This window comes from Fulvivirga sp., assembly GCF_040220315.1.
GTDB lineage: Bacteria > Bacteroidota > Bacteroidia > Cytophagales > Cyclobacteriaceae > Fulvivirga.
Window position 1 is genome coordinate 1 of record NZ_JAVJUY010000319.1, and the last position, 12,876, is coordinate 12,876.

Below are 12,876 nucleotides of genomic sequence, written 5' to 3' on the forward strand. Positions count from 1 at the left end.
GTCGAACCATGTAGCTAATGTAACCTAAAAAAACAGGCCACTCAAATGCGGCCTGTTTCGTTATTATTAAGTTATTTTATTTTGCTCGTTACCGGATGTTTCGTTTGTGTATAATCTGAGAGTTCAACACTCACATTTCCGATAAACATTTTCGCCTGAATTTTTAGTGGAAGTTTATTTTTATCATCGGTAACCCAGGCAACAATCGAATCTTCACCATCAAAAAGTTCATTCTCCGGAATAACTGGTGCCAATTTAATTGCATGAAACTTCCCTGCTTTTGTTTTCACCTTGTCTTTACCTCTATAAATCAACTCTAGATCGTAAAAGCTATCTTCGAAGAAACCATTGATCATGAACTTTTCACCTACTTTCATCTTAGAAAAGTCTACTGTTCTTAAGTACATGGTTCCGGCCATCATGTCGCGAACACCTTCAGGTGCCACATACACTTTGGGCTCTTTAAATTGGCCTGTCTTCTTATCGGCTACTTTGGCTTCAATCAGGTTTACCCGATGATCAAACCGAACAACTTCATCCTTTTTATAATTACCTTCCCTAATCTTTCTGTATGATATATGTGGTATCAGTGCAGCTGAATCTACATAAGCGCCCCAATGATCATTAACATTAGCTACCCAATCCACCATACCACTGGTACGACCATACACATCAATTTTATAGCATGGCCTGTGATTTACTTTATAAGACTTAGGGTCAATAACCATTTCAGCTTCTCCAATAGAAAAAATGCCAAAGTTTACCTTAAACTCCAGCTTCTCGCCTCTTTGGAAATTATCATAATCAATAGGAACATACAATGGTTCTTCGTTGGTAATGAATGAACCACACAAAAGAAATATGCCAAGGAAGTAAACTATTCTTTTCATAATTGATAACCTGTTGGTTAATACTGTTATCATTTACAAAGTAAGTGCCAAAGATTAAACAGCTACATTATTTTCCCTCAAAGCGTTATTCAATGAAGTTTTCTTATCCGTACTTTCTTTTCTTTTACCGATAATTAACGCACAAGGCACCTGGTATTCACCTGCACTGAATTTTTTCGTATACGAGCCCGGAATAACTACTGATCGTTCGGGCACATACCCTCTGGTTTCTTTTGGTGTATCGCCTGTTACATCAATAATTTTAGAAGAAGCAGTTAATGTAACATTGGCTCCCAATACAGCTTCTTTACCTATTCGAACTCCTTCCACAATGATACATCTGGATCCAATGAAAGCATTATCCTCAATAATTACTGGCGATGCCTGAACAGGCTCAAGAACACCGCCTATTCCCACTCCACCACTTAAGTGTACATTTTTGCCAATTTGAGCACAGCTGCCTACAGTAGCCCAGGTATCTACCATTGTGCCTTCATCTACATAAGCTCCAATATTTACATAGGACGGCATGAGTATTACACCCTTATTTATAAAGGACCCATATCTGGCAATCGCGTGTGGAACTACACGAACTCCAAGCTTCGCATAATTACTCTTCAACTTAATTTTATCATGAAATTCAAACGGCCCTACTTCAATGGTTTCCATCTCTCGCAGTGGAAAATAAAGAATTACAGCCTTTTTAACCCATTCATTCACTTTCCAGCCTAGTGTATCTGGTTCAGCAACCCGAATTACACCTTTATCCAGATCTTCTACCGTTGATTTAATGGCAATCTGTACTTCTTTGTCTTTTAGCAAAGAGCGATCTTCCCAGGCCTTTTCAATTAATTCTTTTAACTCCATTTAAACCTATTTTTGCTATTATTACCTATGCAGCTACCAAAACTCGTAATAGCGTCTATTCTTAAACCGATTGATGACACACGTATGTACGAGAAGTTTGGCGTTTCAATCAGCCAAACTGACAAATATGAAGTTAATATCATAGGTTTTTCAGCAAAAAAAAGACCTGATAATGAGAAAATTAATTTTCATCCCATTTTTAATTTCAGCCGAATAAGCATTAGTAGATTGGTTGCCCCATTTCGATACTTTTATGCTTTATACAAGCAATCCCCAAAGATTATTATTATTACAACACACGAACTTTTATGGGCTTCTCTGATTTATAAGTGGTTAAGACCGTGTAAACTAATTTATGATATACGCGAAAATTATTACCTCAATATAAAATACACCAATAGCTTTCCTCTATTTCTAAAAAACCTAATCGCCTCCTATGTCAGATGTAAAGAAAATGTAATTGCCCCATCAGTAGATCAATTCATTTTGGCAGAAAAAAGCTATGCCAACGAGTTGCCTTTCATTCAACAGAAATTTACAATTATAGAAAATAAGAGTATTGAATTTAATACAAACCAAGTTCTCAAAACTGAAACTAACAATAACATAATTCAACTTCTTTTTTCCGGCACTCTTGCGAATTCTACCGGTATATTTGAGGCTATAAATCTTGCTCAAAACTTGCATGAAATTGATGCCAGGATTCAGCTAAAGATCATCGGAAAATCAGCCAAAAGTTCTACGCTAAATTCCATTAAAGATCAGATAAAAGAGCATCCTTATATATCCCTTATTGGAGGCGATAAATTGGTTACACACTCAAGGATTATAGAGGCAATTTTAAGTAGTGACTTTGGTATTATTTACTACCCACCAAACATTGCCAATGACCGATGCATACCAACTAAACTTTATGAGTATTTGCACGCTAATCTTCCAATAATAACTGATCATAAACCATTGATTAAAAGTATTACTGATCAGTATACTTCTGCCGTTCATATTGACTTCAAAGGTTATGATCCGGCTGACCTATTGAAGCAAATGAATCAAACCAGATTTTATCAAAAATTGCCTCAATCGGAGGTTTTATGGGATTCAGAAGCCTTAAAATTAATAGAGGCTTTAGATTTATAACTATCTATTTATCAGTAAGTTATACTAATTTATATTTAGTATTACTCAAGTGTCGTTTTGGTGTAATTACAAAACATTTATCTGATAATTAAGCCTAAAATTGGACTCACTAGCCAAATTAAGTCATATCCTTTAAACGGTGTGAAATATGATGAACATCAAAATAAGCCAAGAAGGGGCTATGAGGCTAATTATTTAATTTTTTAATTATTAATGAAAATTATTTTTAGATAAATCTAAATATCCTATTTTTGTAAATATTTAAAGATTATGCTGAGTTACGCTGAAGAAAATTATCTAAAAGCTATTTATCATTTGTCGCAGGAAACGGGAGAATCTGTATCCACAAATGCCATTGCAGATAGTCTTAATACCAAAGCTGCTTCTGTAACTGATATGATAAAAAAGTTGTCTAAAAAAGGTGTTCTCTCCTACCAAAAATATCATGGTGTTACCGTGTCTGAAAAAGGTGAAAAAGCTGCACTTCAAGTGATTAGAAAACACCGACTTTGGGAGACGTTTTTGGTAGATAAATTAAAGTTTAACTGGGACGAAGTTCATGAAGTTGCAGAGCAGTTAGAACACATCAATTCTTCACTTTTAATTAAGCGATTAGATGAGTTTTTGGCATATCCTAAATACGACCCCCACGGAGACCCCATACCCGATGAAAATGGTGAGTTTAAAGCCAAACCTCAGATAGGTTTAGCCGAGTTAACTGTTGGCAGTGTAGGCATCATTCTTTCAGTAAAAGATTCTAACAATTCCTTCCTTCAATATCTGGATAAAATAGGCATTTACTTAGGTGCAAAAGTAAAAGTTCTTGACAAAGTTGAGTTCGATGGTTCTAGCGAAATACAAATCGACAATAAAAAAATAGTTTTCATTTCTAAAGAGGTAGCAGACAATATATGGGTTACAGACTAATACTATTTTTTGCAGTGTTAATGATGGCCTGTCAGCCTTCAGATAAGGAAGAAGAGAAGCCGCAAATTGTGACTACAACAGGAATGATTGCCGATGCAGTGAAAAACATAGTTGGCGAGACAGCTGAAGTTGAAGCCTTAATGGGCCCTGGTGTTGATCCGCACTTATATAAAGCCACACAAGGCGATTTGCAAAGGCTTACAGAGGCAGATATCATTTTTTACAACGGGCTACACCTGGAAGGTAAAATGGGGGAAATTCTTGAAAAACTTAGTCGACAAAAACCTGTTATAGCTGTGGCTGCTGAAATAGATACAAGCCTCTTATTTAGGGTGCCACAATTTAATAATAACTATGACCCACATATCTGGTTTGATGTGTCATTATGGTCTACCGCTGTCAGACATATAACCATATCTATGATTAAACAACAGCCTCTGAATAAAGAATTATATCTTGCTAATGAAGCTATTTATCAGTCACGATTAGATTCTCTAAATGTATTCGTTAAGAATGAAATGGCAAGCATCCCTCCTAGGCAGCGTGTTTTGATCACTGCCCATGATGCATTTGGCTATTTTGGAAAAGCTTATGATATCGAGGTAAAAGGACTACAGGGCATTTCTACTATTTCAGAATATGGTTTAAGAGATGTATCTGACTTGGTTGATTTCATCATAGAAAGAAAAATAAAAGCCGTTTTTGTAGAAACTTCTGTTTCTGAAAAGGCTATTAATGCCGTTGTACAAGGCTGTAAACAAAGTGGTTTTGATGTTCAAATTGGTGGAAATTTATATTCAGACGCTATGGGTAAAGCAGGTACACCTGAAGGAACCTATATTGGCATGGTTAAAGCAAATGTTTCAACAATAGTAAATGCATTAAAATAATGATTATTCAAGCAGATAACCCTAGTGTTGAAATACATGATTTGACAGTTTCCTATGACAAGAAACCGGTTTTGTGGGATATTGACCTAACGCTACCTCAAGGAAAGTTGATAGGAATTGTAGGCCCAAATGGTGCCGGAAAGTCGACATTGATTAAATCAATGATGAACTTAATTCCGGCTAGCAGTGGTTTTGTCAAGCTTTTCGATCAGCAATTAGAGATTGTTAGAGATCGTATTAGCTATGTTCCTCAAAGGGAATCTGTGGATTGGGATTTTCCTGCCTCTGCTATGGATGTTGTTTTAATGGGCAGATATGGCAAGCTTGGCTTATTTAAACGCATCAGGCAATCTGATAAAGAAGTAGCGGAAGATTGCCTTAAAAAGGTTGATATGCTGCCATTTAAGGATAGACAAATAAGTCAACTTTCAGGAGGTCAGCAGCAACGTGTATTTCTAGCCAGAGCCCTTGCGCAACAGGCGGATTTATACTTCATGGATGAGCCTTTTGCAGGTGTGGATGCTGCCACTGAAAAAACTATTATCAATATACTTAGAGAAATGACTGCTGAGGGCAAGACTATCGTGGTTGTGCATCATGATTTACAGTCTGTTAGTCAATATTTTGATTGGCTCATATTGCTTAATCTACGTCTGGTAGCTTCTGGCCCCATAGAGGAAGTGTATACGAAAGAACTTCTGGAAGAAACGTACGGTGGTAAACTAACCATGCTGAGTGAAGTGAGTAACCTGCTTCAGAAAAACAGGTTTCCGAGTAGAGAAAAGAATTAATTGCTATGGAAGATTTCATTGAGTTTTTTTCTTTTACGGATCCTAACGTAAGATACGTAGTTATAGGCTCTATTCTTATTACAGCCAGTTCGGCTATTGTTGGCTCATTTACTTTTTTAAAGAAAAAAGCTTTAGTGGGTGATGCAGTAGCACATGCAGTATTGCCAGGTGTATGTTTATCATTTATTCTTTACGGAGAAAAAAACCCTATTATATTAATTATTGGGGCATTTACCACAGGCTGGTTGGCTCTGGTGTCTATCGATTTTATTACAAGTAAATCTAAGATTAAAGAAGATACTGCTATAGGCTTAATATTATCAGTTTTTTTTGGGATTGGTATTTTTCTTCTGACTATTATTCAAAAGTCTGGTAATGCTTCTCAGAGCGGCCTGGATAGCTTCCTGTTTGGCAAGGCAGCATCGCTTGTTGGTTCAGATGTCTTAACATTTAGCATAGTTGCCCTTATTCTGTTAGTGGTGGTTTTTATGCTTTTTAAAGAGCTTACATTATTGGCTTTTGATGCTGACTTCGCCCATTCTTTAGGTCTGCCAACCAAAGCTTTAGAACTAACGCTTACAACACTTACCGTATTGGCTGTCGTTGTTGGAATTCAAGCTGTTGGTGTAGTGTTAATGGCTGCAATGTTAATAACGCCAGCAGCAGCTGCACGCTTCTGGACAGAAAATATTAAGACCATGATCTTACTTGCAGCCGTTTTTGGCGCTTTTAGTGGAATTTCAGGAGCCTATATATCCTACATCGCGCCTTCAATGCCAACGGGTCCATGGATAGTTATTGTTATTTCTACAATAGCCATGGTATCATTTTTCTTTGCACCCGGCAGAGGAATTGTTAATCGTGTTTACCGACAACGCAAAATAAGGAAGCAAATTGGTGATGAGAATATCCTAAAGGTTTTGTACCAGCTGGGTGAGCAAGAGAAAAACTTCTTCGATAAACGAACAATAGAAAATATACTCTCAAAGCGGGCTTTTGATCAATTAAGTTTATTTAATGGCCTTAATCGGCTGAAACGGGAAGGCTACTTAAAGCTTGACAATAATGAATGGTATTTTACACAGGAGGGCAAGGAAAAAGGTCAGCGCGTTGTAAAACTACACCGACTATGGGAGCTCTATTTAACAAAATATTTGCGAATTGCACCTGATCATGTGCATGAAGATGCTGATACAATTGAACATATTCTTACACCAGAGCTTGAAGCTCGATTGGAAAAGTTATTGAATTACCCAGAGTTTGATCCGCATGAATCGGAGATTCCGTATAGCTCGGAGCAAAGGGCTAAGGGCAAGGAGTTAAGAACAAAATAAATTAATAAGATGTTTATTAAGCTTTTAAAATCAACAATTAAGAAGAAACATGATGAGTTTTAGATTTCAAGAATTACAGATTTGGCAAGAAGCCATTGAATTAACCGATGAGCTGCTAGACGTTGCAGATGAAGTTGAGGAACTGAGGAAATTCAAATTTGCAGAGCAGCTCAGAGGTGCAGTAATGAGTATTTCTAATAATATATCTGAAGGTTCGGGTTCATTTTCGAATAAAGATTTTGCAAATTTTCTAAACATGTCCAGACGCTCTACATTCGAAGTGGTCAATATACTTACCATATTTCAAAGGAGAAACTACATTGATGTATCATTTTATGAGCAACAAACCATCAAGCTTGACCAACTAAGCAGAAAGATTACAAACTTTAGAAAAAGCTTACTCTAAGCCCTTAGCTCTTTGCCCTATGCAATCACTCCAAATCATATTAGCCGGTTCTTTAGTTTCTATATCCTGTGGGTTATTGGGGTGCTACCTTATTCTTCGAAAAATGGCGATGGTAGGTGATGCGATATCGCATGCTGTATTGCCCGGTATTGTATTGGCTTTTTTGTTTACTGGATCAAGGGATTCTGTGACCATGCTCATTGGTGCAGGACTCGTTGGATTGTTAACTACTTTCTTAATTGAATACTTTCATAAAAAAGGTAAGCTCCAGACAGATGCCTCAATTGGTGTTACTTTTACATGGCTATTTGCCATTGGTGTGATTCTTATCTCAGTATTTGCAGGAAAAGTAGATTTGGATCAAGATTGTGTACTATATGGTGAAATAGCCTATGTACCATTGGATTTGTGGATTACTGACTCAGGCACTGTGATGGGTCCAAGAGTGATTTACATTTCAGGGACAGTTCTAGTACTTATTCTCCTCTTCATTAAAATAGGATATAAAGAGCTATTCTTAACCACATTCGACCCTGCTTATGCAAGTGCCATTGGTATTTCAACTGCTCTGTGGCACTATTTGCTCATGGGTGCTGTGTCCATTACAACAGTAGCGTCATTTGAATCTGTTGGCGCAATTTTAGTAATTGCCTTGCTTATTGCCCCACCAGCCACTGCCTATTTACTTACCGACAAATTCAAGCACATGCTTGTTTACACTTGTATTATCGGAGTAATTACTTCTATTGGCGGGTATTATCTTGCTTACTTTACTGATGCGTCCATTGCCGGTGCAATGGCAAGTGTGGCTGGGGTGATATTTTTACTGGTTTTTCTTTTTGCTCCATACAGTGGATATGTGATAAAGACAATAAGAAACAGGAAGAACAATTATACTACTTCCGCTAATTAGGCCCACTTTTTTTCCTCACTCTAGAAACAATTCGTACATCTGCCCTTCTGTGCTCTTCCGGGTCGCCAGTTTGGTCTTTAACAGAGCCATATCCTTTGGCTACAATTCTGTTTTCATCCACACCTTGATCCACCAAATAGTTAAGCACTATTAATGCTCGCTTATTTGAAAGCTCCAAATTATAGCGTGGGTTGCCATCAGCTGAGGCGTAACCGGAAATATCAATATTTAAGAAATTGTATTTATGAATTAATTGCACAATACTATCCAGCTCCGCCTGATGCTGTTCTTTAATAGCACTCTGATCGTTATTAAAGAATATGGGGTGCGTATGATCCATCAACTTTATTTCGTGCTCATCATACACAGGAGCATCAGGGTCTATGCTCACAGCAGGGTCTGCATTAACAGGATTCGAATCGTTATTAACTGCGTTATTTTTACTTTGAATGGCAGCAATTAGTTCCGTCTGATCTAAACTGTTGCCATGATACTTTACCATAAAAATATCGGTGAACCCTAATCCGCCTTCGCGCACAGAAGCATAATAACCTGTTCGCTGATCTTGAGAGATTTGGAAGCTAAATTCATCATCCGGGGTGTTTACTGGGTAACCCAAGTTCACGGGTGTGGACCATTCACCAAAGGTACTATCATATACGGATTTAAAGATATCGTACCCACCATAGCCTTTATGACCTGTACTACTGAAATACAAAGTTTTGCCATCATAAGCCAAAAACGGGCTATCCTCATTCCCTGAAGTATTAATAACCGGACCTAAACTTTTTGATTTATACCATTCGCCATCATCTTTTATGCAATAATAAATATCAATACCTCCCTCCCCACCAGGTCTACTGCTGGTATAGAAAATCATATCGTCTGTTGATGTTTCGGAAACGGAATTTTCGCTGTAAACCGTAGAGTTAATTTTAGAAGTAAGAAACTCGGGTTCAGTCCATTTGCCGTCTACTAAATCAGAAAAATATATATCACCTGCCCCTGTATCTTTGTATAAATACAGTCTGTTCCCTTCTGCATTTAAATAGATATTGGCGTCATGATATTGTGTATTGATGGGCGGGCCGATATTCTCAGCTGGTGTCCATTTACCATTCACCTTTCTTGAAAAGAAAACGTCTTCAAAATAGAAGTTATCCTTATCCACATCAGCGCTCGTATTACCTTCCTGCCTACGTGACGTAAAAATCATCAAATCCCCTTTTTTATTTAATACTGGAGCATAATCTGGCCATTGGGAATTTATCTCTTCGCCAATAGGCACGATGGAATATTGCGAAGGGTTATTTATTATTTCTTTTCCATTATTACACTCCAAAATTCTTCTTGAAACCTCTTGTGGCATAACTCTGTCACGACCTCTGTAGCTTCTATCGCCAAGTACCTTCCGTTTGTATTTCTCATAATAGTCCAGGGCATTATCGAAATCAAGTGCATAATGGTAGGCTCTTCCAATTTGATATAAAAGATCAAACCGATAACCCGGTTTCTGTTCTAAAATACGAAGCAAATACGGTAAGGCATTGTCTTTATTGATGGTTTCCAGATAAAGTTGCCCTGCCATCCAGTTAGCCCGTAAATTGTTTGGATCTAAATCAGCTGCCTGAACATAAAGCTCTTTTGCTATTTCAATCGCCTCCTTTTGTTGTTTATATATCTGATCCGCTTGTTCTAAGTAAACATTAGCAAGAGCTACTGGGTCATCCTGTCCGTAGGATAAATTAGATATAGCAACGAGAGAGAGAAAAAATATAAGTCTATTCACGATAGATTAAAAAATAAGGCCTCTACAGTAAAAAATTACCCATTAAGATAATTACTATATTTATGTATATCAAATTGTGCGATCCTTACTAAACTGGTTTAATATTGTATATGCAAGAACTAAACCACTAATTAGGTGAGTAAAATCAACTCTTTGCCATATTTAAAAGAAGAACTCAAGCGAATTTCCAGACTTACTAATTCCATCTCCATTAGTCTGTTCAGCATTAGTGTTCTTGTTGGCTTTGCATACAGTTTTAGTGATGTTACAGATACACTCCACTTTAAAATTTGGATAGTTTCTCCCGCACTTATTCTCCCTTATTTTTTGAATAAACAAGGTTATTTTAATGCCAGTCGTTTGATTTTATCAGTCTTACTTCCACTAGTAGTAATGTATATAAGCATAACTTCTAAGGCTAACGTAATTAACGAAAATATTATTAACCCGGTAAACTATTTTGACATACGCATAGTACTCATTAATGGCTTAATTATCCCATTTGTACTGTTCTCATTAAAAGAAACTCACTGGTTGATAATATCACTCATTCCAGCATATGTGTCATTATTGCTTTTCGACCCAATTCATGATTATTTTAATGTGGGCTACTATCAGGTGGGTATGCTTAGTCATGATTACTACTTCTCCGCCAACTTATTTACCATAATCACCGCAACTTTTTTATCCTTAATTATGGTTTTTTTTAAATCTCAAATTCTGAGAAGTGACTATCGGCAAAATAAAGAAAACAGCAAAATTAAACTGTATTTAAGTGAACTTGTAAAGTTGAGTAACTCCAAGAATATCAATGATGGCAAAGTAGAATTGGCAAAAAAAGAAATTTTACAATCGGCAAGTGTTTGTTTAGATGTATCCCGAATAAGTATTTGGTCTTTTAATCATTCTAATGATTCTATAAAATGTGAATTCTTACTGGAAAAAAATAAAATCACAACGCCAGAAAAGATACTGTATGCTTCAGATTTTCCTACCTATTTTGTAGAGCTTAAACATCAGCAGCTTATTATTGCTCACGATGCACTAAATAATGAAGCAACAACAGAATTTGTAGACTCTTACCTTAAACCGCTATCGATTTACTCAATGATGGATGCGCCTTATCTGAGCAAAGGTAAATTGGGAGGGGTTATCTGCTGTGAACATCAAAATGAGTACAAGCAATGGGGTGCTGCTGAAAGCTTACTTCTCAAAGCATTGGGTGATTTTTTATCGTATACCATCATTGTAGAGGATAGGATAAAGCAGAACCTATTACTAACTGAAAAGAACTTTGAAATTTCGCGTGTAAATGAAAACCTGGAGACAATAGTTAGCAGACGAACAGAAGAGCTCAAAGAAAAAAACAGGCAACTTACTGAATATGCTTACATTAATTCCCATATTTTGCGTGCACCAGTAGCACGCATAAGTGGCCTTTACCACCTTTTGCAGCTAGAAACTAAGGAAGCATTAAAAGACTTGGAAATATTACAGCATATGGAAAATTCCATTGCTGAACTAGAGTCTATCACATTGAGGATCAATAGATCGATTGAAGAAAACGGTACAGTTAATCGCAGACAAATTACACCTTAGCAAACTTCTTTTTATACATTCTTTGCCAATACGTGCTTAATGGAACGCCTATTAAAGCAGGTGCTATCCATAATATCCAATGGTTGAAATCTGTAATTCTTCCAATCGTAACTAAAAAAGCAGTTGTCGCGGCTATGTAACTACCCATCATACCGCTGATATGGTAGTTCCACCAGTGCATGGAATCTTTTGGTCGCTTAATAAAATTCCAAATTCCGGACACCCCAGTTTGCACTGTAAAAACACCAAAAAAGATTGATAGTCCGGCCACATAATTTGGATTTGAAAACAGGATATAATAACCACCGTAGCTAATGAAAGATATACCAGCCAAGATGGTTATAACACCCGCTCCCCAATCATAAACTTTTGGATCTTGACCTTTATGAAGCTTTTTTAATTTTAGAATTCTAACACCAGCAAAACACCCGTAATAACTTAGAAAGCTTATCATGAATAGAAAAGGGATAAACTTAACGGTAGATAAGACTATTGCGCTAAAAAAAACATAAGTCATGGCAAAGAAATATATCTTACCTGCTTTCCTATGTGGCTTCCCTCCTTTTTGCGTTGACATAGCCAAAATACCTGTAATTAAAGAAATGATACCTGCTAATACATGTGTGATTGCTAATAATCTAAGTGCGTCCATTAAATTTAGAATTAATTGATAATTCAAATGAACTACTCAAAAACCACCATACAAAATAGATGGTATAAAGCGGATTACTTTGGTATGAATGGGAAGAATTAACTGTAAATAATAGCGTCAGCTGCAATAAAAATGAACCAGTGCTATACCTTCTGATGAACCAAAGGTTGTTGAAAAATCACCACTGATATTGCCCTAATATCCTAAGGCCTTCTTTCTTCCAATAAACTGTACCCATTGTATAAAGTTAAATTCTATATGATCAAACATCATTTTTTCACCCTCAATATTCATGTGCAAATTGGGGTAATAGCGGAGGTTGGTTCTTAAAAGACTCGAACCCGTCTTAGTGACACGAATATCCCAGCCAAATGTAATACCAAGTGCCAGTTTATCATCTTTATATTCGATGTTGTTTACAGTTGTTTTGAGATTTTCGTAACTAAGTATTGGCCCTACAAATGGTACAAAACCATGGTAATTAAAAAGAAATTTTACCGATTCGATTCCAATAGAATGCCTTCGAATCTTAATTTCAGAATTGAACCCCTCATATTTATCACCATACGTACGATAGGACAAATTTATGTTTAAATCAGGTTTGGAGAAAAATCGCCCAAAAGAAAAATCAGGTAAAATTGCAGCTGAATAATCGTCTTGAAAAAAAGAAAAATTCTTTTT

General features: G+C 36.6%; 13 protein-coding genes. 8 read left to right on the top strand and 5 right to left on the bottom strand.

Annotated elements, in window-relative coordinates; all coding sequences use genetic code 11:
- Positions 1 to 71: 71 nt before the first annotated feature.
- Positions 72 to 890 (bottom strand): DUF3108 domain-containing protein, encoded by an 819-nt coding sequence (locus RLO81_RS16110; protein WP_350113937.1) that lies wholly within the window; start codon positions 888 to 890, stop codon positions 72 to 74.
- Between the two features lie 54 nt (positions 891 to 944).
- On the bottom strand, positions 945 to 1,757 hold the full coding sequence (locus RLO81_RS16115; protein WP_350113940.1) for a 2,3,4,5-tetrahydropyridine-2,6-dicarboxylate N-succinyltransferase: 813 nt from the start codon (positions 1,755 to 1,757) through the stop codon (positions 945 to 947).
- Between the two features lie 27 nt (positions 1,758 to 1,784).
- On the opposite strand from RLO81_RS16115, the gene RLO81_RS16120 reads away from it, so the two are divergent.
- The 7 genes from RLO81_RS16120 to RLO81_RS16150 all read left to right on the top strand — a co-directional run bounded on the left by RLO81_RS16120 (position 1,785) and on the right by RLO81_RS16150 (position 8,155).
- Positions 1,785 to 2,894, top strand: coding sequence for a glycosyltransferase family protein (locus tag RLO81_RS16120; protein ID WP_350113943.1), 1,110 nt, complete (start codon positions 1,785 to 1,787; stop codon positions 2,892 to 2,894).
- Between the two features lie 270 nt (positions 2,895 to 3,164).
- Entirely contained in the window at positions 3,165 to 3,821 is a 657-nt protein-coding gene (locus tag RLO81_RS16125) for a metal-dependent transcriptional regulator (protein WP_350113946.1), read from the top strand.
- On the top strand, positions 3,806 to 4,711 hold the full coding sequence (locus RLO81_RS16130; RefSeq protein ID WP_350113949.1) for a metal ABC transporter solute-binding protein, Zn/Mn family: 906 nt from the start codon (positions 3,806 to 3,808) through the stop codon (positions 4,709 to 4,711). Before RLO81_RS16125 ends, RLO81_RS16130 begins: the two co-directional genes overlap by 16 nt.
- Complete coding sequence (locus tag RLO81_RS16135) at positions 4,711 to 5,502, top strand: metal ABC transporter ATP-binding protein (protein WP_350113952.1); 792 nt, start codon at positions 4,711 to 4,713, stop codon at positions 5,500 to 5,502. Before RLO81_RS16130 ends, RLO81_RS16135 begins: the two co-directional genes overlap by 1 nt.
- A gap of 5 nt (positions 5,503 to 5,507) precedes the next feature.
- Positions 5,508 to 6,836 (top strand): metal ABC transporter permease, encoded by a 1,329-nt coding sequence (locus RLO81_RS16140; RefSeq protein ID WP_350113955.1) that lies wholly within the window; start codon positions 5,508 to 5,510, stop codon positions 6,834 to 6,836.
- 49 nt (positions 6,837 to 6,885) lie between these two features.
- A complete protein-coding gene (locus RLO81_RS16145) occupies positions 6,886 to 7,242 on the top strand; it encodes a four helix bundle protein (RefSeq protein WP_350113958.1) in 357 nt (118 codons plus the stop codon).
- A gap of 19 nt (positions 7,243 to 7,261) precedes the next feature.
- Positions 7,262 to 8,155, top strand: a complete 894-nt coding sequence (locus RLO81_RS16150) for a metal ABC transporter permease (RefSeq protein ID WP_350113961.1) — start codon at positions 7,262 to 7,264, stop codon at positions 8,153 to 8,155.
- Here the strand turns inward: RLO81_RS16150 and RLO81_RS16155 are convergent.
- A complete protein-coding gene (locus tag RLO81_RS16155; protein ID WP_350113964.1) occupies positions 8,148 to 9,944 on the bottom strand; it encodes an OmpA family protein in 1,797 nt (598 codons plus the stop codon). The genes RLO81_RS16150 and RLO81_RS16155 overlap by 8 nt on opposite strands.
- A gap of 135 nt (positions 9,945 to 10,079) precedes the next feature.
- Between RLO81_RS16155 and RLO81_RS16160 the strand changes: the two genes are divergently transcribed.
- Complete coding sequence (locus RLO81_RS16160) at positions 10,080 to 11,543, top strand: GAF domain-containing protein (RefSeq protein WP_350113967.1); 1,464 nt, start codon at positions 10,080 to 10,082, stop codon at positions 11,541 to 11,543.
- Here the strand turns inward: RLO81_RS16160 and RLO81_RS16165 are convergent.
- Both RLO81_RS16165 and RLO81_RS16170 read right to left on the bottom strand, forming a co-directional pair.
- Positions 11,533 to 12,195 carry a DUF2306 domain-containing protein gene (locus tag RLO81_RS16165; RefSeq protein ID WP_350113970.1) on the bottom strand — a complete coding sequence of 221 codons (663 nt, stop codon included), beginning with the start codon at positions 12,193 to 12,195 and terminating at the stop codon, positions 11,533 to 11,535. The genes RLO81_RS16160 and RLO81_RS16165 overlap by 11 nt on opposite strands.
- 195 nt (positions 12,196 to 12,390) lie before the next feature.
- Positions 12,391 to 12,876 (bottom strand): hypothetical protein (locus tag RLO81_RS16170; protein ID WP_350113973.1); only part of this gene is annotated, 486 nt, incomplete at its 5' end.

Bases quoted from the DNA above. Each gene is read 5' to 3' on its own strand.
- RLO81_RS16110 (WP_350113937.1), bottom strand. From the start codon at position 890: ATGAAAAGAATAGTTTACTTCCTTGGCATATTTCTTTTGTGTGGTTCA.
- RLO81_RS16115 (WP_350113940.1), bottom strand. From the start codon at position 1,757: ATGGAGTTAAAAGAATTAATTGAAAAGGCCTGGGAAGATCGCTCTTTG.
- RLO81_RS16120 (WP_350113943.1), top strand. From the start codon at position 1,785: ATGCAGCTACCAAAACTCGTAATAGCGTCTATTCTTAAACCGATTGAT.
- RLO81_RS16125 (WP_350113946.1), top strand. From the start codon at position 3,165: ATGCTGAGTTACGCTGAAGAAAATTATCTAAAAGCTATTTATCATTTG.
- RLO81_RS16130 (WP_350113949.1), top strand. From the start codon at position 3,806: ATGGGTTACAGACTAATACTATTTTTTGCAGTGTTAATGATGGCCTGT.
- RLO81_RS16135 (WP_350113952.1), top strand. From the start codon at position 4,711: ATGATTATTCAAGCAGATAACCCTAGTGTTGAAATACATGATTTGACA.
- RLO81_RS16140 (WP_350113955.1), top strand. From the start codon at position 5,508: ATGGAAGATTTCATTGAGTTTTTTTCTTTTACGGATCCTAACGTAAGA.
- RLO81_RS16145 (WP_350113958.1), top strand. From the start codon at position 6,886: ATGATGAGTTTTAGATTTCAAGAATTACAGATTTGGCAAGAAGCCATT.
- RLO81_RS16150 (WP_350113961.1), top strand. From the start codon at position 7,262: ATGCAATCACTCCAAATCATATTAGCCGGTTCTTTAGTTTCTATATCC.
- RLO81_RS16165 (WP_350113970.1), bottom strand. From the start codon at position 12,195: ATGGACGCACTTAGATTATTAGCAATCACACATGTATTAGCAGGTATC.